The organism is Massilia sp. ST3 (assembly GCF_018119405.1).
GTDB lineage: Bacteria > Pseudomonadota > Gammaproteobacteria > Burkholderiales > Burkholderiaceae_D > Telluria.
On sequence record NZ_JAGPWC010000070.1, the window covers coordinates 1 to 21,402 of the forward strand.

Annotated in this window: 15 protein-coding genes and 2 tRNA genes; 6 read left to right on the forward strand and 11 right to left on the reverse strand. The window is 64.2% G+C overall.

Annotated features, from left to right (window positions below; translation table 11 throughout):
- Nucleotides 1-71 precede the first annotated feature (71 nt).
- The 6 genes from KBW98_RS19440 to KBW98_RS19465 all read left to right on the forward strand — a co-directional run bounded on the left by KBW98_RS19440 (nt 72) and on the right by KBW98_RS19465 (nt 6,462).
- Nucleotides 72-1,793: a hypothetical protein gene (locus KBW98_RS19440; RefSeq protein WP_211521816.1), complete on the forward strand. Its 1,722-nt coding sequence runs from the start codon at nt 72-74 to the stop codon at nt 1,791-1,793.
- Between the two features lie 222 nt (nt 1,794-2,015).
- Entirely contained in the window at nt 2,016-3,005 is a 990-nt protein-coding gene (locus KBW98_RS24160) for a methyl-accepting chemotaxis protein (protein ID WP_211521817.1), read from the forward strand.
- Nucleotides 3,006-3,169: 164 nt separating this feature from the next.
- Nucleotides 3,170-3,862, forward strand: coding sequence for an NUDIX hydrolase (locus tag KBW98_RS19450; RefSeq protein WP_211521818.1), 693 nt, complete (start codon nt 3,170-3,172; stop codon nt 3,860-3,862).
- Between the two features lie 185 nt (nt 3,863-4,047).
- Nucleotides 4,048-4,434, forward strand: a complete 387-nt coding sequence (locus KBW98_RS19455; RefSeq protein WP_211521819.1) for a cell envelope biogenesis protein TolA — start codon at nt 4,048-4,050, stop codon at nt 4,432-4,434.
- A gap of 132 nt (nt 4,435-4,566) precedes the next feature.
- Complete coding sequence (locus tag KBW98_RS19460) at nt 4,567-5,460, forward strand: BON domain-containing protein (RefSeq protein WP_211521820.1); 894 nt, start codon at nt 4,567-4,569, stop codon at nt 5,458-5,460.
- Nucleotides 5,461-5,622: 162 nt separating this feature from the next.
- On the forward strand, nt 5,623-6,462 hold the full coding sequence (locus tag KBW98_RS19465; RefSeq protein WP_373888971.1) for an HDOD domain-containing protein: 840 nt from the start codon (nt 5,623-5,625) through the stop codon (nt 6,460-6,462).
- Between the two features lie 14 nt (nt 6,463-6,476).
- On the opposite strand, the gene KBW98_RS19470 is transcribed toward KBW98_RS19465, so the two are convergent.
- From KBW98_RS19470 to KBW98_RS19520, 11 genes are all read right to left on the reverse strand, one after another.
- Nucleotides 6,477-7,685 carry an MFS transporter gene (locus KBW98_RS19470; protein ID WP_211521822.1) on the reverse strand — a complete coding sequence of 403 codons (1,209 nt, stop codon included), beginning with the start codon at nt 7,683-7,685 and terminating at the stop codon, nt 6,477-6,479.
- Nucleotides 7,686-7,784: 99 nt separating this feature from the next.
- Complete coding sequence (locus KBW98_RS19475) at nt 7,785-8,396, reverse strand: YigZ family protein (protein WP_211521834.1); 612 nt, start codon at nt 8,394-8,396, stop codon at nt 7,785-7,787.
- Between the two features lie 58 nt (nt 8,397-8,454).
- Nucleotides 8,455-8,530, reverse strand: a tRNA-Lys gene (locus KBW98_RS19480).
- 89 nt (nt 8,531-8,619) lie between these two features.
- Nucleotides 8,620-9,135 carry a hypothetical protein gene (locus tag KBW98_RS19485; RefSeq protein ID WP_211521823.1) on the reverse strand — a complete coding sequence of 172 codons (516 nt, stop codon included), beginning with the start codon at nt 9,133-9,135 and terminating at the stop codon, nt 8,620-8,622.
- A 296-nt stretch (nt 9,136-9,431) separates the two neighbouring features.
- A complete protein-coding gene (locus tag KBW98_RS19490) occupies nt 9,432-9,710 on the reverse strand; it encodes a PAAR domain-containing protein (RefSeq protein WP_211521824.1) in 279 nt (92 codons plus the stop codon).
- A gap of 80 nt (nt 9,711-9,790) precedes the next feature.
- Entirely contained in the window at nt 9,791-10,225 is a 435-nt protein-coding gene (locus KBW98_RS19495) for a hypothetical protein (protein ID WP_211521825.1), read from the reverse strand.
- Nucleotides 10,222-15,201, reverse strand: coding sequence for an RHS repeat-associated core domain-containing protein (locus KBW98_RS19500; protein ID WP_211521826.1), 4,980 nt, complete (start codon nt 15,199-15,201; stop codon nt 10,222-10,224). The genes KBW98_RS19495 and KBW98_RS19500 overlap by 4 nt, the downstream gene beginning before the upstream one ends.
- Nucleotides 15,202-15,218: 17 nt before the next feature.
- The gene (locus KBW98_RS19505) at nt 15,219-18,242 is read right to left on the reverse strand and encodes a type VI secretion system Vgr family protein (RefSeq protein ID WP_229429297.1); all 3,024 of its coding nucleotides are present in this window, start codon (nt 18,240-18,242) and stop codon (nt 15,219-15,221) included.
- A 384-nt stretch (nt 18,243-18,626) separates the two neighbouring features.
- Nucleotides 18,627-18,702: transfer RNA gene (locus tag KBW98_RS19510), tRNA-Lys, on the reverse strand.
- Nucleotides 18,703-18,762: 60 nt separating this feature from the next.
- Nucleotides 18,763-20,556 carry a GspE/PulE family protein gene (locus KBW98_RS19515; protein WP_211521827.1) on the reverse strand — a complete coding sequence of 598 codons (1,794 nt, stop codon included), beginning with the start codon at nt 20,554-20,556 and terminating at the stop codon, nt 18,763-18,765.
- A gap of 16 nt (nt 20,557-20,572) precedes the next feature.
- Entirely contained in the window at nt 20,573-21,355 is a 783-nt protein-coding gene (locus tag KBW98_RS19520) for a spermidine synthase (RefSeq protein ID WP_211521828.1), read from the reverse strand.
- Nucleotides 21,356-21,402: the final 47 nt, after the last annotated feature.

A 21,402-nucleotide genomic window follows, 5' to 3' on the forward strand; every position in this document is an offset into this window, starting at 1 on the left:
CCGATAATCTCGCTCCGCCAATCCGACGCGGTTTACAATGGTCCGGTTGCCACAACAACCATAACGAGACCATGAAGACCCTCCTCGCACCACTCGTGCTCGCCGCAGCCGTCGGCGCCGCCTTCAACGCCAGCGCCCAGCAGGCGCCCACGCCGGCCACCGCGCAACAGCTGCAGGCCATGAGCAAGCGCTTCGCCCCGGCCGAACTGAAGGCCGACGTGTCCAGGCTGTCCAAGGGCGACCGCGTCGCCATCGCCAAGCTGATCGAAGCCGCCAAGATCGTCGACACCCTCCAGCTGCGCCAGCGCTGGGCCGGCAACGAGGCCCTGCACGCCGCGCTGCGCAAGGACAGCAGCGCGCTCGGCCGCGCGCGCCTGGACGCCTTCTGGCTGAACAAGGGCCCGTGGTCGGGCCTGGACGACAACCGCTCCTTCATGCCGCCCGAATACGCGGGCATCAAGATCCCGGCCAAGAAGCCGGAAGGCGCCAACTTCTATCCGGAAGGCGCGACCAAGGCCGCCCTGGAAAGCTGGATGAACGGCTTGCCGGCCGCCGACAAGGAACAGGCCCAGTGGTTCTTCACCGTCATCCGCGCGGACAAGGACGGCAAGTTCCGCACCGTGAAGTATTCGGACGAATACCGTCCGGAGCTGGAGCAGCTGGCCAAGCTGCTGCGCGAGGCCGCCGCCGCCACCGACAACGCCTCGCTCAAGAAATTCCTCGGCCTGCGCGCCGACGCCTTCCTCTCGAACGACTACCTGGCTTCGGACTTCGCCTGGATGGACCTGGATTCGCCGGTCGACGTCACCATCGGGCCCTACGAGACCTATAACGACGAACTGTTCGGCTACAAGGCCGCCTTCGAAGCCTATGTCAGCATCCGCGACGAGCAGGAGACGGCCAAGCTGAACTTCTTCGGCAAGCACCTGCAGGAGCTCGAGGACAATCTGCCGCTCGACAAGCAGTACCGCAACCCTAAGGTCGGCGCGATCGCGCCGATGGTGGTGGTGAACGAGGTCTACGGCGCCGGCGACGGCAACATGGGCGTGCAGACCGCCGCCTACAACCTGCCCAACGACGAGCGCGTGATCCGCGAGCGCGGCTCCAAGCGCGTGATGCTCAAGAACGTCCAGCAGGCCAAGTTCAAGTCGACCCTGACCCCGATCAGCAAGCAGGTGCTGCGCGCCCAGGACCAGAAGGACCTGGACTTCGATTCCTTCTTCACCCACATCCTGGCGCACGAGATCATGCACGGCCTGGGACCGCACCACACGAAGAAGGACGGCAAGGAATCGACCCCGCGCCAGGACCTGAAGGACACCTACTCGACCATCGAGGAAGCCAAGGCCGACATCACCGGCTTGTGGGCGCTGGGCTACATGATGGACAAGGGCTTGCTGAAGGACACCCTGGGGCAGGGCGAGGCGGCCGAGCGCAAGATGTACAACACCTTCCTGGCCTCGGCTTTCCGCACCCTGCACTTCGGCCTGACCTCCTCGCACGCGCGCGGCATGGCGATCCAGATGAACTACCTGCTGGACAAGGGCGCCTTCGTCGCCCATCCGGACGGGACCTTCTCGGTCGACTTCAAGAAGATCAAGGGCGCGGTGGCCGACCTGGACCGCGAATTCCTCACCATCGAAGCCACCGGCGACTATGCGCGTGCGAAGGCGATGATGGAGAAGTACGTCGTGATCCGTCCTGAAGTGCGCAAGGCGCTCGACAAGCTCAAGGCGGTGCCGAACGACATCCGCCCGGCCTTCGTGACTGCTGCCGGCCTGACCGGAAAGTAAGCCTGCAGGTGCCGTGTACGCCGCGCAGTGTGGCGCGGCGTACACAAACGGCAAGGCGATTGGCGTCCTTACAACGCTCGCATCGTTAAAGTCGGTAAAAACGGCGGGGCTGTCCAAAAATGAAACGACGGCCGTGCTATATTCGTTTCCGTTGCTTTACGGAAATCGACGTGCGCCTGTCCAAGCCTTCGCTTGTGCCTGCTTGCGGCGATAGCGAACTCCATGATTCCCAAAAAACCGACCCTCGGCGTCCGGCTGGCCTTCAGCTACGGTGCGGTCTTCCTGTTGCTGATCCTCCTGACCGCGCTGGCCATGCTGCGCGTGGGCGAGATCAAGAGCGTCCTCGACCAGATCGACGACAACAAGATCAAGCTGCGCTACGCGAGCGAACTGCGCGCCAGCGTGCATGACCGTGCCACCGCGCTGCGCGATGTCGTGCTGTCGGCCGACGCGGCGGCGGCCACCGCGCCGATCAGCCTGATCAGGAGCCTCGAGGACAGCTATGCCCGCTCGGCCGAACCGCTCGCGACCCTGTTCCAGGAGCTGCCCGGCGTGCTGCCCGAAGAAAAGGACGCGCTGGCCGCGATCCTGTCCCAGGAACACCGCGCCCGGCCCCTGATCGGCCGGGTGATCGAACTGCATGCCTCCGGCCAGGTGGAAGAAGCGCGCGCGCTGCTGGCGCAGCAGGCGGCGCCGGCCCTGGTGGACTGGTCGGCGACGGTCAAGCGCTTCATCGACCTCGAGGAAAAGCTCAACGACGAAATGGCGGGCGACGCACGCCGTACCGGCGAAGGCTTCTTTGGCTGGATCGCCCAGCTGTGCGCACTCGCCATCGGCGCCGCGGCCCTGGCCGCCTGGTACCTGGCGCGCGGCCTGCGCCAGGCGGGCCAGCCCGAGGGCGCCGCGGCGGAGGCGGCGCCGGATGCAAGCCATGAGGGCAAGGGCGCCACGGTCCAGGTCCGGACCGCGTTCGAGCCGGCGCCGGAAGCCGCCGACAAGATCGCCGGCCTGATCGGCACGATCGACGCCATCGCCTTCCAGAGCCATATCCTGGCGCTGAACACGGCGGTCGAGGCGGCGCGCGCGGGCGAGGAGGGCAGGGAGTGCGCGGTCGAGGCAAGCGAGGCCCATGCGCTGGCCCTGCGCTCGGCCGCGGCCGCACGCGACATCCGGGCACTGATCGGCAGCCCGGCCGAGCGCGTCGACGCCTGAGCGGAAGCATCGCCACGAAGGGCTGCCGCGGCAGCCCTTTTTTCTTGTCCCGCCGGCGCTGTGTATTGCCGTTTTGAACATCCCGAAATATTTTCTTCAAAGCAGGGCTTGATCCAAGGCTAGAATTGCCGATAGGAATTTCATCAATCCTGGGAGCAATCACCATGTTCAAGCCCTTGCTGCTCGCCGCCATCACCCTGGCCGCCACCTTCCCGCTCCACGCCGCCGAGCTGACCGCGCAGGAAAAGCGCTGGCTGCACGCCGCCGCGCCGGTGCTGAACTATTCCCAGCAGCTGAAACTGCCTGTCGACATCATCGTCCAGCCCCAGGCCCGTCCCGGCGACGTGCCCCTGGCCATGGGCTTCGACAAGGGCCGCTGCAAGCTGGTGTTCTCGATGCGCGGCAATCCGGACGCGGAGAACGTCCTGAAGGATGTGCCGGAAGCCGAGCAGGACCGCCTGATCGAAGCCATGGCGGCCCATGAGCTGGCGCACTGCTGGCGCTACGCCCAGGGCGCCTGGCATGCCCTGCCGGCTGGCTTCGTCGAGGTCGGCGACGAGACGGCGCAGGACGCCGCCTTGCTGGCGGCCTCGCGGGCCATGCGCGAGACCCGGCGCGAAGAAGGCTTCGCCGACCTGGTGGCGCTGGCCTGGGTCCAGCGCAGCCATCCGCAAGACTATGCGCGTGTGCACGGCTGGCTGGCCAAGGTGCGCGGCAATGTGGCGGTGCCGCGCAGCGGCCACGATACCCGCGTGTGGGTGAAACTGGCGGAAGATGGTGTGCAGTTCAGCTCGGCCGCTACCCCCTTCGAGGCCGCCAGCACGGTGTGGCGCGAAGGCTTGCTGCACGACGAATAAGCTTCACGCTAGCTGATCAGGATCAACCCCGGCCCGGTGCGCCGGGGTTTTTCGTTTTGGGGCCGGCATGTCCTGTCCTGCCGGCAGCCGCGTTGTGCCGGCCAGTGTTCGCCGCCGCACAGAGGCGCCTTGCGGTAGGGACGTTTAATGGACGTGCTGACACCACCAAACGAAAGGGGCCCATCATGAAAACCATCATCGCTTCCCTGGTCGCGGCCGCGGCCGGTTTCGCCGCCGCGCCGGCCATGTCGGCCGATACCTCGGCCTATGACAAGGCGGTCGACCAGGCCAAGACGACTTACCGCGCCGCGAGCAAGAAGTGCGAGGCGCTGAAAGGCAACCAGCGCGACGTGTGCCGCGAGGAAGCCAAGCTCCAGCGTGCCCGCGCCGAGCTCGAGGCCGCTTCCGCACACAAGCCGGACCACGTGAAGGCGGCGCGCCGCGGCGTGATCAATGCCGAGCACGAAGTGGCCGAGGAGAAATGCGAAGTCCTGCGTGGCGAGGCCCAGGACGATTGCGAGGACAAGGCTGACGACGTGCGCGACAAGGCGCTGGCCGCGATCGCCAACTGATCGGGCGGATGCTTGTGCAGCGGACGCATGGCGCCGCGTTTCGGCCGCCAGCGTTCGTTGTCGCACAGATGCTCCTGCTACCCCGAGCGTTTAATGACGCTATCACAACAACTGAATGTAAGGGACCCAAACATGAAAACCCTCATCGCTTCCCTGATTGCGACTGCTGTTGGAGCCGGCTTCGCCATCGCGCCGGCGTCGGCTGCCGACACCAAGGCCTATGACCAGGCCGCCAACAAGGCCCAGGCCGACTACCGCACCGCCAGCGCCAAGTGCGACTCGCTCAGCGGCAACCAGCGCGACGTCTGCCGCGAAGATGCCAAGCTCAAGCGTGCACGCGCCGAGCTCGATGCTGCGACCAAGCACGACAAGGACCGCATGAATGCCGCCCGCCGCAACGTGATCCAGGCAGAACACGAGCTGGCCGAAGAGAAATGCGAAGTGCTCAAGGGCGAAGCCCAGGACGATTGCGAAGACAAGGCCGACGACGTGCGCGACAAGGCGCTGGCCGGCCTGGCCGACCGCGACATGAGCGCCGTCGGCGCCAGCGGCGCAGCCGGCCAGACCGCGGCTGGCGACCGCGACGCTTCCAAGGCTGCCTTGCTGGAGCGCTGCGAAAAAATGACCGGCGACGACAAGACCGCCTGCATGGTCGACAACAAGGGTCACATGACCACCGGCGTGGCTGCCGGCGCCGGCGCCACCATGGCCGAGCGCACCCGCGAAGCCATGTCCAACGTCAAGGAAAAGGCCTCGAACGCCGTCGAGAAGACCAAGCAGATGGCCTCGAACGCAGGCGACCGCACCGCCAAGAACACCTCGGACGCCGCCATCACGAGCAAGGTCAAGGCCAGCCTGGTTGCCGAGCCTGACCTGAGCGGCATGAAGATCGACGTCGACACCGAGAAGGGCGTTGTCATGCTGAGCGGCTTCGTTGAATCGAAGGCCGAGGCCGACAAGGCCGTGCGCGTGGCCAAGGGTGTGGAAGGCGTGACCAACGTCAAGAGCACCATCAAGGTCAAGTAATGCCGGGGCGCCGCCGGCGCCTTCCCGCGAGCCCGCATGCTCCCATGCGGGCTTTGTCATTCTGGCAGGATGTGGACGGACCGCCACAGCAAGGCGGATCAAGCGGGAAAGGGGGTGTGCCGGCCGCGAAAGTTAGTCACACAGCAAGGTATAATTCGGCGCGTGAACAAACTCGAAGCTTTCGGATACATCGCGGCGCAGGCCGTACGCGGTGAAATCACCTTCCCCACCAGCGTCAATGCCGTGCTGCGCCTGCAGCTCGCGCTCGACGATCCCGATTGCCACGTGGAAGAGGCGATCCGCCTCGTGCTGTCCGAACCGCAGCTGGCTGCGCGCACCGTCGCCATGGCGAATACGGCTGCGTTCGGCGGCAACAGCGGCGTGCCGGTCACCAATGTGCGCGCCGCCGTGACCCGCATCGGCTACCGCCGCCTGCAGGCACTGGTGATCGGCCTGGTGGTGCGCCAGTTCGGCAGCCGCATCAAGGACCCGGGCCTGCGCGCCAAGGCCGAGCAGCTGTGGGAGCACTCGGCCCATGTCGCCGCGCTGGCCTATGCGCTGGCGCGCCGCGTGACCTACGTCAACCCAGACACCGCCATGTTCGCCGGCATCGTGCACGAAGTCGGCGGGTTCTACCTGCTGTCGCGCGCCGACGAGTTCCCCGGCCTGCTCGACGACGACGTCGAGAACTGGGGCGAGCTGTGCGAGGACGTGGTCAGCGCCGAGGTGATGAAGAAGCTCCATATCCCCACCGTCGTGGCAGAGGCCATCGCCGACATGCGCGGCGGCTGGCTCAACATGCCGCCCGGCAGCCTGCTCGACACCTTGCTGCTGGCCAACCAGTATGCACCGGTGGGCTCGCCTCTCGGCAACAAGCCGCAACCGCTGCCGGCCCACGCCGAAAGCGCGATCGACTTCGTGCTCGACGAAGACACCCTGCGCCAGATCCAGGACGAAGCCGCCGAGATGGCCCAGGCCATGGGCGACGCGGTGTTAGTCTGACTTCCTGACCCCGTCTATTCGCAGCTGACGATGCCGGCTTGCCCGGCCGGTGCACGCGCCGCCATGGCGCGCCCGCGTCCGCGCTGCTGCGCCAGCATCAGCAAGGACAGGCCGACGCCCGCCAGGGCCAGGGCCGCCGCCACCCATTGCGGCGCGGTATAGGCATAGCCCAGGGTCAGCGGAATGCCGCCCAGGAAGGCGCCGGTAGCGTTGCCGATATTGAATCCCGACTGGCCCAGCGAAGAGCCGAGCATCTCGGCTTCGCGCGAGTGGTCGATCAGGAGCATCTGGATCGGCGGGCCGAGCGCCAGCGCATTCGCGCCGGTGGCGAAGGCCAGCACCAGCATCGCCGGTTGCGAATCGGCCAGCAAGCCATTGCACAGCAGCAGGGCCGTCATCGACACCAGCAGGATCAGGATCGCCGGCAGCGGATGGAAGCGGTCGGCCAGGCGCCCACCCACCAGCACCCCGGCCGTCATGCCGACGCCCACCACAGTCATGACCATCGGGATCGTGGCCGGGCGGAACAGGGTGACCTCGGTCAGCAGCGGCGTGATGTAGCTGAACCAGGCGAAAAAGCCGCCGGTGCCGATCGCCGTGATGCCCAGCGCCAGCCACAGGCCGCCGCTGCGGAAGATGCGCAGGTCCTTCACGAAGCCGGCGCTCGGCCTGGCCTCGATGTGGGGCACCAGCTTGCGCAGGCTCAGCACGGTGGCGCAGCCGATCACGGCCACGATCAGGAACACCAGGCGCCAGTCGACCGTGTGGCCGATCCAGGTGCCGATCGGCACCCCGATCACATTGGCCAGGGTCAGGCCCGCGAACATGGTGGCCATCGCCGCCGCCACCTTGCCCTCATCGGCCAGGCGGCTCGCGACCACCGCGCCGACGCCGAAGAAGGCGCCGTGCGGCAGGCCGGCCAGGAAGCGCGACAGCATCATCACATGGTAGTTCGGTGCGAAGGCCGACATGGCGTTGAACACGGTGAACATCAGCATGAACCAGACCAGCACGCTGCGCGGCGGCCGCTTGGCGAACAGGCTCACCAGGGTGGGGGCGCCGACCACCACGCCCAGCGCATAGGCGGTGATCAGGTGGCCGGCCTGGGGGATGGTGATGGCCAGGCCGCCGGCGATGTCGGGCAGGATGCCCATCATGACGAATTCCGTCATGCCAATGCCGAAGCCGCCCAGGGCGAGCGGGAGGAGACTTTTCTTGATCACAGGTGTTGTTCTTGGTGGGGTGTTAGCGTTATCGGCCACTATACCGGCTGGGTTCGGCCGCGTCCGCTTTCGAGTCGTGATGACGGGTATAGGCGCCGCTTATTCGCCGCCCGCGACACCGGTGTCGCCGCGCGGCCAGCCGATGCGCCCGTGGCCTGCTTCGTCGAGACGCGCGCGGAGGGCCGCGGCGGCGCCGGCGGGCAGGCTGAAGGCGAACGCGACCTCGTCGCCGTGGCGGACTTCGTCCAGGCTGGCGCCGGCCGCCTCGAGTTCGCGCCGCACCAGGCCCTCGAAGGCGTAGGGCGCGGTGCAGCGCAGGCTGGCCAGCTTGACGATCGGGACTTTCTGCGCCTGCAGCAGGGCCTGGGCCACGCTGTCGGTATAGGCGCGCACCAGGCCGCCAGCGCCGAGCTTGACGCCGCCGAAGTAGCGCACCACGGTGGCCAGCACGCCTTCCAGGTCCTGGTGGCGCAGCACGTCGAGCATGGGCCGGCCAGCGGTGCCGCTGGGCTCGCCGTCGTCGACCGCGGCCGACTGCCCGCCCGCCAGCAGGGCCCAGCACACGTGGGCCGCGCCCGGGTGTTCGGCACGGAGCGCGGCCACGACCTGTTGCGCGCCGGCGCGGTTGGCCATCGGCTGCACGCAGGCCAGGAAGCGGCTTTTCTTGATGATCAGTTCGTGCTGGACAGCGCTGGCGATGGTCTGGGCCATGGAATGCGAACGTGGAAATGACAACGCCAGCCCGAAGGCTGGCGTTGTCATGTATCTTTGGTAGGCCGTGCGGGGCTCGAACCTGCGACCAACGGATTAAAAGTCCGCTGCTCTACCAACTGAGCTAACGACCCGAAGAAGCCGATATTATAGCCAAACTCTTGCGATTCTCCAAGCATTTCCTGCGCGGCCATGCACCGGCGTCACGCACGTGGGGAAAAGCTCAGGTTTCGACATGTTTGTCTTCCTCTTGCGCTTGATGCATCGCTTCCGGTTCGAGTTTTTCCGCTTCCACATTCAGGCGCACGAACACGCCCCAGCTTGCCAGCAGCACGGCCGCCGCGATCCCGATCGACGCCACGTGCGGCAGCAACTCGGGTTTGGTATGCAGGAACTGGAAGACGCCGACCAGGCATTCGACCCCCAGCGACACCACGACCACGATCAGGAAGCGCGACAGGAAGCGGCGCAGGCGCGTCGGCGAACTCACATGCACTTCGCGCTGCACCTCTTCTTCCAGGATGGTCTGGCCCAGTTCGAAGGCGGCGACCGAGATGGTCAGCAGTCCCACGCATTCCAGGATGAGCTGGAAGCGCGCCTGCACCGACTGGTGGCCGTCGCTGAACAAGGCCGACCAGATTTCCATGGAAGCAAGCACGATCAGGGAAAAGCCGCAGACGAAGAACAGCAGGGCGATGAAGATGTAACCGAGGATGCTGATTCTTTGCAGGTATTTCACTGGACACCTCGCTGCGGGAAGTCAGGAAACTCTAACACCGAGCTTGCCATCTCTTCTGTTCGGAAAGGCACGGAGCGGAACGCCGGCAGGGATCGGGAGGTGGCTGGACTTGCTTCGAGGGCGGCGGGAGCGCGGCTGGAATGCAAAAAGCCCACGCACCGACGTGCGTGGGCTTCCTGATAATTAATCAATGACGTGCAACGCTTGCCAACTGCGACAATCAATCATACCAAAGGGGAGGAATGGTAGCTTATCGGGAGTCACGTCACAAGTACGTCACACATGGCGATTCGGGCTCATCCGGCCGTCGCAGGCACGCTGCCGATCAGCTTGCACCCGCATTCCGTCGTACATCCTTCGACCGCAACGGGCATCCCGTCAACTGTCAATATGTTGTGGCCGGTGATGATCTTGTTTACTCCATGTGGCTTGCCACCAGGGTAGGGCATCGGACAATCAACTTTATCACCCAGTCGGGCGATCGCTCTTCCCCTGATGTCGTGGTTGGGCGAACCGCTAACAACTGTGCCGCCGTGGTCGGTTTTGTCCCCGACTGTAATGATCTTCAATGACATTTGGGTCTCCAACGGAATTGCCATCCTGCGCGTGCTCGTTGCAACAAATAACGTCTATGAAGACGTTCCTGTCTTGCGACTCACTGAGGTTTCATGTAAATGTCGGCCTGATAGGCGCGTGGCTCATAGCTCACTTCAACGTCCCCCCACTTGAACCGCCATGTACGCTTTCTATTCCCTTTATTGTCCGGTGGACTTCCAACCGTCTTTTCTACGAAATTCGAAAGCAGACGATACTCATTTTTCATCGTGTCTTCACTTGCGTCATCCCACCCTTTAACAGGACTGTCCAACCAGCTCAATCGCAGCCAGTCAATCTTTTTCTCTCGCAGACTGATGAAAACGCCAAACCTCATATTATCCGCCTGAGCTTCGACATAGTAGTAAATTCTGCCCCCACCGATTTCTCGTTTCTCAATTAAACCTTCTTCGGCGAGCGCCTTTAAGTTTTCATTAGAAAAAGCAAGGATATTTTTCTCGCCGATATTTATTTGTCCTTCAACGAAATTGATCATGGGCCTGTCAACTCCATAATTGGGCCTTTCTCCATACTCATACGATCTTTCGCAGTGATGTAATATTGCGTTCCGCCACCCGGGCCATATTGGTCATTAGCTAACGCGTAAGCTTTTCCTACGCAGAGATCTTCTTTTATTGTAAATGCTTGCACCTTTTGTCTTGCGCCGAACTTGAAGTGCTCAGAATTTCCAGCGTGTCCTACCTGTGTCGCCTCATGATATGCATTGATTGACTTCTTCGATGCAGCAAGAGTAGACTCGTCAGCAAAGAAGCCGCCTGGCTTTGGCCCGTAAGGATACAGTGTGTAGACAGTGGTTCCTTTAGGTAGGATCACATTTGACCAGCGATCTTTATTTGGGTAGGCATTGGAGCTCTGGAATCCTGCTGCACCACGCGAAGGATTTCTCGTACCTCGACATGGCGTTCCACTACATACGGGACAAGCTGCTTTCTTGTTTTTACTCCGGAGACCCAAAGGGTCTATCCAACCCGTCGGATTAGGCGCGTACTGATAAGCATTCATCCCGCCTAGCAGACCAATAGGATCCGCCGTCATGTAACGTGCGCCATCCGGATCGTAGTACCGATACCGGTTGTAATGCAGCCCCGTCTCATCATCAAGGTGCTGCCCCTGAAACCGTATAGGATTCCGTGTCCCGGCCTTGTACGCCGCCTCGCTGATCGCTTCCTTCGCTTGCCCCCATGCCTTGTACTGCGCCGACCACGTAACCTTGCCTTCATGGTCGGTCAACTCCTGCGGCGTGCCCAAATGATCGCATTGATAGAAGGCGATCTCTTCCTTACCGAACGGCTCGGCTTCCTGCTCGTACTCACCGTTCCACAGCGGATCAAGTGCAATATCGTACTTGCCATCGTTGCCCGCCATCAGCGCCTTCACATCGGTGGTGGGCGCCAGGCGAAGCGCCTGGCTTCGGGAGGCTTGCACCAACGGCACGAAGCTGTCGCGCTCATAAACATAGTGCACCGTCCGTTCGCCCGCTGCATGGCCCCGGTGCACGCTGCTTTCCAACGCCAGCGTGTCGCCATCCCAGCCGTACATGGTTCGGGCCGTCTCCCGGAAGGTCTTGCCATCGATCGCCCCGCTGTGCTTGGCAATGCGCCGCCCCAACGGATCGTAGGCAAAGATGGTGACGCTATGCCAGGTCGTTGCGCGGGTCATCCGGTTGAACGCATCCCATTCATACTCGGACCGAAGGCCGTCCTGGGTGCGGTCCACGACGTTGCCGCGCTCGTCGTAGCGGTAGCGGACGCCGGCATATTCCTTGAGCAGGTTGTCCAGCAGTTTCGGCAGCGGGACAGGGCGGGTGATGGGCTCCTGCTGCGCGGTATCGGCTGCCTGGATGTTGCCGGCTGGGTCGAAGGCGAAAGTTTCTCGGCCCAACGCGCTGTTTGCCGCCAGCAGCCGTCCGACCAGGTCGTAGCGGTATTCGAGGCGACCGCGTCGGCTGTCTTCGAGGCTGCTCAGTTGGCCGGATGGGTCGTAGCGGTAGCGTCGCAGGATCGCGGCTTGCATGCCGACCTGGACGTCGGGACGGTACGTGCCGGGGTAGGGGTACCGGTCCTTCTGGCTCGCCTGTGCGATGGCACCGAGCTGCTGTTCGATCAGGCGGCCAGCCGGGTCGTACTTCATCGTTTGCAGCAGGCCGTTGGCCTGGGTGCGGCCGGTTTCCTGGTAGAGCGCGTCGCGTTCGAAGGAGACGAGGTCTTGCCCGTCGAGCAGCAAGCCGTGCACGTGGCCGGCGCCATAGGTCAGCCAATCGATGCGGTGGCCGTCGGGGCGGATCGTGCCGGTGCGCTGGTTGAGTTCGTCGTAGTGGTGGTGCCAAACCGCGGTGCGCCTGTCGGGATGGAACGGGCCCTGGTAGTGCTGGTGCTCGCGCACCAGGTTACCGGCCGGGTCGTAGAACCATTGCAGCCTGGCGTGCTCGTTCTTCGCTTCCGCTAGCTGTCCGTTGGCGTTGTAAGCGAAGGTTTCGATCTGCTCCGCCTGACCGAGGAGGGCGGCCCGGCGTTGGACGAGACGGCCCATGGGGTCGAAGTCGAGCCGCGTGGTTACGCCGGCTTCGGCGGTTTCCGCCAGCACCCCACTGGCTTCGTCGTACCGGTATTCGGTGGCCTTGCCGTCGAAGCCCTGTTCCTGCAGCAGGCGGCCGACTGGGTCGTACTGGAATCGGTAGACGCTGCCATTTTCGTTTTCCAGTGCGGACAAGCGGCCGAGCGCGTCCCACCGGTACTGCAGGCTGTGTCCCAGCGCATTGATGCGCTTGGCGATCAGCCCGGCCGCGGTATAACCGTAGGCGGTAGTGCGTTGCAATGCGTCGGTGTGCGCCAGCAGCCGGCCTTCGGCGTCGTGGCGAAACTGCTCCTGGCTGCCGTCGGGGTGAATGACGGCTTCGAGCTGGCCGGGATGGTTGCCGCTGCCCTCGCTGTGCGCTTGCGCCAGCGTTTCGCTACTTAACGGCGTATAGCGGTAGCGGGTGATATTGCCTGCGGCGTCGATGCTCTTGACCAAGCGCTTGCGGTCGTCGTATTCCCACTGGCTGCTGTGCCCGGAACAGTCGGTGTAGCTGGCAAGCTGGCCGTCCGGGGTATAGGCGAGTTTCTTGACGCCGCCCTTGGCATCGATGACTTCGATAGGTCGGCCGACCTTGTCGTACGCGTACTGGGTCTTGTTGCCGCGTGGGTCTGTTTCTTCGATCAAGTGGCCCTGGGCATTGTAGTCGCGCCGCCAAGCACCGCCTGCGCCGTCGAGGATACCGGTGACGCGGTGCTGGGCGTCATACTCGAAGTGGACCTGGCTGCCATCGGCGCGGGTGTGGGTGAGCAGGTTGCCGTGGCCGTCGTAACGGTAATGCTCGCTGCTGCCGTCGGTATGGATGTGGCGGACGACGTTCTTGGCGTCGTCGCGGAACAACCATTCCTCGCGCCCGTCCGGATACACGATCCGGTAGGTGTAGCCGGCGATGTCGTAGTAGTAGCGGGTCTCGTGGCCAAGCGCATCAAGGACGTAGGTCAGGCGGATGTTCTTGTCCCACTCGAGCCGGGTATCGTAGCTGCCGTCATCAAGCCACTCGCGGATCGCCTTGGCGTGAAGCCCGCTGTCGCTGCTGGTATCGTAGGCGAGGTTCATGCCGCGCCCGGTGCGGTCGGTGTAGCGGATGACGAGGTGGCGGTCGTACTGGTAGTGCCAGGCGGCCGCGTTTTCATCCTGGGCGCGGATTAGGTCCCCGTGCTCGTCGTAGTCGTAGGCGGCCAGCTGACGCAACAGCTTTCCCTCCTTAATCTCCCAGAGCGCGTGGATGCAGCCGGTATCAAGGTCGACCTGGGTGCCGGCATGGGCGACGATGGTGTTGCCCTGCTTGCTGATGATGTCGCTGAGCACCTCTTCGCCGGCATACGGGCCATTGGCGACGACGTGGCCATAGCGCAGGCCGAGGGCGGCGCCGTCGCGGGCATGTAGCGCGATCAGCCGGAAATGTTCCTTGTCCAGCTCGCCCACCTTGGCGCGCACGGTGTCGACCAGTTCGTAGGTTTCGCGCCAAGGGCTGGGCGCTCCTTCAGGCAGCGGCTTGCCGAAGTCGAGCGTGAGGAGGGAGGCGCTGACGCGGCTGAGCGTGATCTGCTCGACCGGGTCGTGGTGACGCTGGCCGATGCCAAGGTACGGGTAGCGGTGGCTGCGGCCGTCGGCGGCATGATAGAGCAGGGCGGCGGGCTTGCCTTTGCCCACGACGTCGATGCGGGTGGTGTACGAGGTCAGCCAGCGCGCGCCGAGATTGCCGCGGTCATAGGCGATTAGCTGGCTGCGGTAGGTGCGGCTCCAGGTGATCGGGAGCGGCGCATCCAGGACAAAGTCAAGGTGGGTGAAGGTCTCGGCGCCGGTGGCGAAGCTGATCGAGTGCGCGGTGCCGCCTTTCGCGGGGCACAGCTTGCAGGCATTGGCGTCGCCCGTGGCCGGGCGTTGCCGGCTGGTGGCGCCCAGCTCGTGGCCGGGGTTGGTCTTCTTGTGGTCCGCGCCCTTGCTGGATGGGACCAGTGCCGCACCTCGCTTCTTGTGCTTGGTGACCGCGTCGCGCAACCGCGCCAGTATCCACCGGATGCTCATCTGCTTCTGTTCGTCGGCCAGGGCGGCGAGCTTGCCGCGAAACGCCGGCTTGAAGTCGGTCAGGTGGCCGATGAGCTTGTTTGCGTTCGCTTCCGCGCTCTGCGGCAGGTGGCTGGCCGCCGCCGCGACAACGTAGTTCGCGCTCATCTTGTACTGCCGGCCAAGGGCGCCAAGCATGCGGCGCCAGTTGCTTTCTACCTTGGGGTCGTGCAGCTTGTCCTCGACCTCCGCCAGGGTGGCTACGTCGAACAGCGGCTCCTTTCCGATGCAGCGCTTGAGGATCTTGATCAGATCGTCGGCAATTCCGTCGGCAGTACTGGCGCAATCGTCCAGGATGCCGGGCAGCTTGCCCATCGCGCTGTCGACGAAGGTGTCGATCTCTCCGGCCAGCCTGGCGTTGAGGTGCACGGCCAGCACCTCGATCAGCGCGGCGCCGAGATCCTTGGTGCCAAAGGCCAGCTTTTGACGGACCAGGTGCAAGGCTGGTCGCAGGCTCATGCGCGCCGCGTTGCCTGCTCCGGGGGCCACGCCGATCAGGTTGATGCCAAGGCTCACCCATAGCAGGAAATCGATTTCCTTGGCACCTTTGGCGAGGCCCTTCTGGATGATCGCCACGATATCCATGATGGCATCGATCAGCGCCATGATGTTGCCGATCACCGGCAGGCTGCCGGCCACAGTGCTCAGGCGCTCCAGTGTGAGGTAGTCGTCGCTGATCTTGCGTAGCCATTTATCGAAGGCGGCAGCGCCGGCGCCGATGTCCCGTTGGTCGATGGTGTCGAGCGGGGCGACTGCGACTTCCGGCGCGCGTTCGGCGGGCTTCGACGCGGCCTGCGTGGGTTCGGTCATGGTGGCTTGTTATCTTTTTAAATGACGGATTTTTTTGGGATCGAGGGCGGTACGTCAGCGCTGCGCGGCAGCGCTCCGGGCAAACCGGCGATCGAGGCGAGGGCGGCGGCAGGCTTGCCGGCACTTGGCGCGCCGGCCGTCGCGCTGCCCGGGAGCTTGGCCGCGACCTTGGCCAGGGCCGTCTGTCCGGCAACGGCCAGTAATGCTTGCGCGCCGCCCTTGGGCAGAGACTGCACCGCACTCGCCGCTTGCTGCGCGGTTTGCGCAATCGCGCCGAGCTTGCCGGCTGCGCCATTGAGGCTGCCTGACCCAGCTTTGGCGCCGGCGAGCAGTCCGGGGTTCTGTGACCTTGGTGCCGGCACTGGCCAATCAGGCGTTGCCGCGGCATCTGCGCCAGCCTCGGGCAGCGCCGTGGCCGGCCATTCGGTTCCCTGCCCGAGGTAGCTGTCTTCATCCCACGGGTCGCGCGGATCCTTGCCGTAGCTGACCGTCGCCATCCCCATCGGCAGGCCGGCGACGCTGGCAAAGCCATCGGCATCGAGTACTCCTTGGTGGACCCCGCCTTCGGCATCGACGACCGTGTATTCGCCTTGCCTGATCCCTTGGCGCTTAGCGCCTTCCGGATTCACATAGTGGTGATACAAGTCGAGCTGCCCCGGCGCCAGTTGCACGGGCTGCGGCAAGCTCGGCGTGCCTTCGCTCTTGGCAGGTTTGAAGCTGTGGTGCGCCGCGTGTTGGACCCAGTTGCCGCTGGTGCCATGGACGATTCCCGATGCGTTCCAGCGGCTGAAGCTGGTCCCGCCGTTGATTACCACTTCTTCCTTTGCTGTGATCGTGATCCGGTTGGCGGTATGGGTGATGTTGAGCTTGGCCAGGATGTTGATGCTGTCCTTCAAGGCAGTGATGTCGATGTCGGCGCTGGCCGCCACCAGCTTCATGCCGGCCTTGTAGGCAAACATGCGCACCGCTTCCTTGACGCTGACGAGCAGGCTCTTGCCCGCGCTCAGGCTGGCATGGCCGCCGCTGGTCAGGGCGGTGTGCTCCACGCTCATCAGGTGGGTGGAACCCTGCGTGCTGGTTTCGATGCCGGCGGGGCTGGCGAGGAGCAGGTGGGGAGCCTGGAATTCCGGGAACTCGCCTTGTGCCGGTGTACCCCCCTGGCCTTTGATGGTGTCGACCTGGGCCTGCAGCGCCGCGACGACCTGGTCCTGGTCGCCCGGCTGGTGCGCCTGCGCTTGTTGCGCTACCTGCGACAGGCTGTCGTGCAATTGCTGGCCCTGGGTCATGCGCGCCAGCGTTTCCGCCATGTCAGTAATATGGGCGCGGGCGTTCGGCCGTCCTTCGGTGCTGAGCAGCAAGCCCTGCTGCGCCCGGACCGCGCCATGGCCGTCGGTGCGCAGCTCGAAGCCCTGGCCGCGCGCATCCTTGCGTCCGGCATTGTCCTCGATGCGGTGGATATGGCCGAGGCTGAGCTGGCTGGCAAGATGGTCGCTCTTGAGCTGCGCCTGGATCTGCCCTTGTGTGTCATCCAGCACCAGATGGTTGCTGCGTCCTCCGGGCGTGTTGCCGCCTTCGGTGGTCAGCTCCCGGCTTCTGAGTCCCGTCAGCGCCCGCTGTTCGGGCAGCTTCCATGGCGGCATGAAGCCCTGGTTGTACACGGAGCCGGTCACGATCGGATGGTCGGGATTGCCGTCGAGCCACTGCACGATCACTTCCGATCCAACCCGCGGATGGCTGGCCAAGCCCTTCTCGCCACCGGCCCAGTTGCTGCTGACCCGTACCCAGCAGCTACCGCTTTCGTCCCGGTCCCAGTGAAACTTGACCTGGATGCGCCCGTACTGGTCCACGTTCAGGCTGCCCTGGCCTTCCGGACCGACCACGGTGGCGGTCTGCAGGGCCAGCAGTCTGGTGTCCGTGCTGTTGAAGCCGCGACCCGGCCGCCAGGGCACGGTCTTCGGCTGGCAGCGCAGACGGTTCCTGTATTCGGCGACTGCATCGTTACCTTGCAAGTAGTTGTTGCTGGCTTCGTGATGCACTTCCAGGATCAAGAATTCGCAGTCTTCGCTCTCGCTGAAATGGTCGAGGAGCTTGAACCATCTGCCGGCCGCGACTTGTCGGTTGTTGCCCTGGGCTTGGTACAGCTTGCCGCGGGCTTCGATTTCTTCCATGCGCAAGCGCGCAAGTTGGTCTGCGCCCGGCTGGTCCTTGAAGCCGTAATGTCCCTCGTAGCTATGCACCTCCAGCTGCGGAATATCGCCTTGCTGGTTGATGGTGACGATTTCCGCATGTACCGGGCGTGGATTCTTGAAGTCGAAGCCGCTCACTGCTGCTTGTCCGGACGCCCACCGGCGCAGTGGGCTCCAGTGGTTGATCGCGTTTTCTTCGGCTGCGCCACCGGCGCCATGGAAGCGGATGCCGGGCGACGCCTCGTCGATCGGCGCGGCGGTGCGGGTGTCGTCGCAGACTCTGAGCGTATGGCCTTCGCCGCTGTGCTCGTACCAATAGCTGTAGCCCGCTGCTTCCCAGCGCCGGCACAGGTAGTTGTGATCGGTTTCATCCCATTGCGTGGCCATCGTGAGCTGCGGCTGTTCGCCGGCGATTTCCCACTCCCAAATGGGCAGGCCGCCGTAGCCGGCGAAGATCGTCTCCGCCTGCTCGCGCAGGTTCTGTGCATGGAACAACCGGTTGTTCCGGCGCAGGCGCGTGTATGCCAGCCATGGCTTCAAGACGCCTTCATAGAAGGCCACGCCGCCGTCCGTCTTGACCAGCTTGAACGAAGCGACATAACCGGTGAACGGACGCAGGCTGCCATCAACCTGTACCAGCGAAATGCACAGCAGCTTGCCGTGCATCGCCTCGAGCTCGATCCCGGCATCGTCGCTCAGCAGTTCCACCTTGAACTGAAAGTCGCGAGACAGGTATTCCGTGCCTTCGAAGCGGTTCACCATCAACTTGGCCTGCGGGCCATCGTTCCCCGGGAACGACAAGCGCAAGAGGCGGGTACTGTGGTGGGCATCCAGCAATGTTTGCAGGTCAGTCATCGTTCTTGCTCATCAGTTGAGCTAGGCGTTGTTGATTCGAGATGCTCGATGTAACTATGCGAGTGCGTCCGAACTTGCGACGAACTTCTTGACTGTAGTCATTAAACCAAGAGTAGTTAGTGACAAAACGCAAGTCTTGGCTGAGTTACACCGCGCGTCACGCTTTGTATTGGATGAGACGGGGACTGTTGGAAGTCGACCGCGATGGTGCGGTGGTACGCAAACTTGGCGCCAGCCCACTTGGCGCCAGCGCACATGGCGCGTTACACGGCGATAGTAGGAGCGGGTGACAAGTACGACGCAGCAGGCAGACGAGGGAGGCTGCCGCGAAAACAAAAAAGGCGTCACGATCACTCGTAACGCCTTCATTGCTGCAACTAATTCTGGTAGGCCGTGCTGGGCTCGAACCAGCGACCAACGGATTAAAAGTCCGCTGCTCTACCAACTGAGCTAACGACCCGAAAGAGGCAGCATTATAGCCGCTGATTCCGGTTTGCGCTAGCGTTAAGTGAGCAATCGTTCACGACAGCGCCGAAGTCACCTTGAGCACCTCGTCCGCCGTCGTCACCCCTTCGACCACCTTCATCGCCCCCGCGATACGCAAGGGTTTCATCCCATCTTCGATGCTCTGCCGGCGCAGCGCCTGCAACTCGCCCGATTCCCGCACCAGCTTGCCGAAGCCTTCGCTGACCGTCAGCAGCTCGTAGATGCCGGTCCGCCCGCGATACCCGGTCTGGCGGCATTCCGGGCAGCCGATCGGCCGGTACACGGTGGCCGGCTTGGCGATGTTCCACGCACCCGCAATGCTCTGCCACACTTCGTCGCTGAGTTCCCCGCCCGGCGCCTTGCAGGCAGGGCAGAGCGTGCGCACCAGGCGCTGCGCCATCACGCCGATCAGGGTCGCCTCCAGCAGGTAATCCGGCACGCCCAGTTCCAGCAGGCGCACCACTGCCGCCGGCGCGTCGTTGGTGTGCAGGGTGGAGAACACCAGGTGCCCGGTCAGCGCCGCCTGGATGGCCATTTCCGCGGTCTCCAGGTCGCGGATCTCGCCGACCATGATGATGTCCGGATCCTGGCGCATCAGCGCGCGCACGCCGTCGGCGAACGAGAGGTCGATCCCGGGCTGGATCTGCATCTGGTTGAACGAGGCTTCCACCATCTCGATCGGATCCTCGACCGTGCAGACGTTCACCTCGTTGGTCGCCAGCGCCTTCAGGGTCGTGTACAGGGTGGTGGTCTTGCCCGAGCCGGTGGGCCCGGTCACCAGGATGATCCCGTGCGGCCGGTTGGTCAGCGCGTCCCAGCGCCGCGCGTCCTCGGGCGGAAAGCCCAGCTCCGGCAGGGTCTTGACCACCACGTCCGGATCGAAAATACGCATCACGAGCTTTTCGCCGAAGGCAGTCGGCATGGTCGACAGGCGCAGCTCCACCTCTTGCCCGCCATTGGTGCGGGTCTTGATGCGGCCGTCCTGCGGGCGGCGCTTCTCGATCACGTCCATGCGGCCGAGCAGCTTGATGCGCGCGGTCATGGCGATCATCACCACCGCCGGCACCTGGTAGACCTGGTGCAGCACGCCGTCGATGCGGAAGCGGATCACGGCGAACTCGCGCTTCGGCTCCAGGTGGATGTCCGAGGCGCGCTGCTCGAAGGCGTAGCTCCACAGCCAGTCGACGATGTTGACGATGTGCTGGTCGTTGGCGTCGACCTGCTTGTTCGACTTGCCCAGCTCGACCAGCTGCTCGAAGTTGTTGCGCATGGCCAGGTCCTGGCCGGTGCTGCGGTTGGCATCGCGGATCGACTTGGCCAGGCTGAAGAACTGCGAGATGTACTGGGCGATGTCGAGCGGGTTGGCCAGCACCAGCTCGATCTTGCGGCGCGCGACCTTGGCGATTTCCGCCTCCCATTCCGTCGCCGCCGGATCGGCGGTCGCCACCACCAGGGTGGTCGCGGTCATCTCCACCGGCAGGATGTTGAAGCGCGCCGCATAGCTGGCCGACATCACGTCCGCCACCTTGGTGAAGTCGATCTTGAGCGGATCGATGCGGATGAAGGGCAGGCCCACCTTGGCCGCGCACCATTCCGTCAGCACGTCCAGGGTCAGCAGCCGGTGCGGCGGCTGGTTCGACACCAGCTTGCACTGGGCCACCGCGCTCAGGGGATGCATGGAGCCGGCCGCGTTCTTCAGGATGCCCTGGGCCTGGGCGAAGTGGGCCTTGACGCTGTCCTTGCTGACGATGCCGTCGGCCAGCATCCAGGAAAAGATCGATTGCAGGTCGAGCTTGCGCAGGCTGGGCGGCTTGTGGGCGGCGGTCATGGCGGGGTAGGGAAGATCAGTCGGCGGCCAGGATGCCTTTGACCCAGGACTTGGCCGGCAGCTTGGTCGCAGCATTGACCTGGGCGGCGCGCGCGTTCAGCGCCTCCTTGTCGATCACGGGGCGGGTGTTGAAGCACAGCGCCACCACGTTGCCGTCGTGGACCTCGGGCAGGCAGATCACGTGCTCGAAGGCGAACTTCATCGCCTTGATGTTCTTGGCGAAGCTCGGGTGGTCGCCGAACAGGTTGACGGTCATGACGCCGTGCGGCGCCAGGCAGTGCGAGCAGGCCTGGTAGAACTCAGGCGTGTCGAGCACCGGGCCGCGCGCGGTGGCGTCGTACAGGTCGCATTGCAGCACGTCGAAGGCGCCATGGTTGGCGGGATCCTCGACGAAATCGAGTGCATCAATCTGCAGCACCTGCAGGCGCTCGTCTTCGGCCGGCAGCTTGAACATCGAGGCGCAGATGCCGATCACGGATTCGTTCAGTTCGACCGCGGTGACGCTCGCCTCGGGGAACTGGCGGTAGCAGAACTTGGTCAGGGTCGCGGCGCCCAGGCCGAGCTGGGCGATTGCCTGGGGCGCGTCGATGAACAGCATCCAGGCCATCATCTGCTGCGCGTATTCGAGTTCGGGCCAGTCGGGCTTGCGGATGCGCATGGCGCCCTGCACCCATTCGGTGCCGAAGTGGAGGTAGCGGACACCGTCCTGTTCGGACAGCGTGACGGGCGCGAACTTGGGCTTGCGCGCGGGACGGCGCGAGGATTCGGCCTGTTCGATGGATTTGCGTTTGATGAGCATAGGGCAGCCTGATGGAATCGCCCTATTATCGGTGGACGGGTTCCCGC

Bases quoted from the DNA above. Each gene is read 5' to 3' on its own strand.
- KBW98_RS19505 (WP_229429297.1), bottom strand. From the start codon at position 18,242: ATGACTGACCTGCAAACATTGCTGGATGCCCACCACAGTACCCGCCTC.
- KBW98_RS19520 (WP_211521828.1), bottom strand. From the start codon at position 21,355: ATGCTCATCAAACGCAAATCCATCGAACAGGCCGAATCCTCGCGCCGT.
- KBW98_RS19440 (WP_211521816.1), top strand. From the start codon at position 72: ATGAAGACCCTCCTCGCACCACTCGTGCTCGCCGCAGCCGTCGGCGCC.
- KBW98_RS19455 (WP_211521819.1), top strand. From the start codon at position 4,048: ATGAAAACCATCATCGCTTCCCTGGTCGCGGCCGCGGCCGGTTTCGCC.
- KBW98_RS19450 (WP_211521818.1), top strand. From the start codon at position 3,170: ATGTTCAAGCCCTTGCTGCTCGCCGCCATCACCCTGGCCGCCACCTTC.
- KBW98_RS19495 (WP_211521825.1), bottom strand. From the start codon at position 10,225: ATGATCAATTTCGTTGAAGGACAAATAAATATCGGCGAGAAAAATATC.
- KBW98_RS19515 (WP_211521827.1), bottom strand. From the start codon at position 20,556: ATGACCGCCGCCCACAAGCCGCCCAGCCTGCGCAAGCTCGACCTGCAA.
- KBW98_RS19490 (WP_211521824.1), bottom strand. From the start codon at position 9,710: ATGTCATTGAAGATCATTACAGTCGGGGACAAAACCGACCACGGCGGC.
- KBW98_RS19500 (WP_211521826.1), bottom strand. From the start codon at position 15,201: ATGACCGAACCCACGCAGGCCGCGTCGAAGCCCGCCGAACGCGCGCCG.
- KBW98_RS19475 (WP_211521834.1), bottom strand. From the start codon at position 8,396: ATGGCCCAGACCATCGCCAGCGCTGTCCAGCACGAACTGATCATCAAG.
- KBW98_RS19460 (WP_211521820.1), top strand. From the start codon at position 4,567: ATGAAAACCCTCATCGCTTCCCTGATTGCGACTGCTGTTGGAGCCGGC.
- KBW98_RS24160 (WP_211521817.1), top strand. From the start codon at position 2,016: ATGATTCCCAAAAAACCGACCCTCGGCGTCCGGCTGGCCTTCAGCTAC.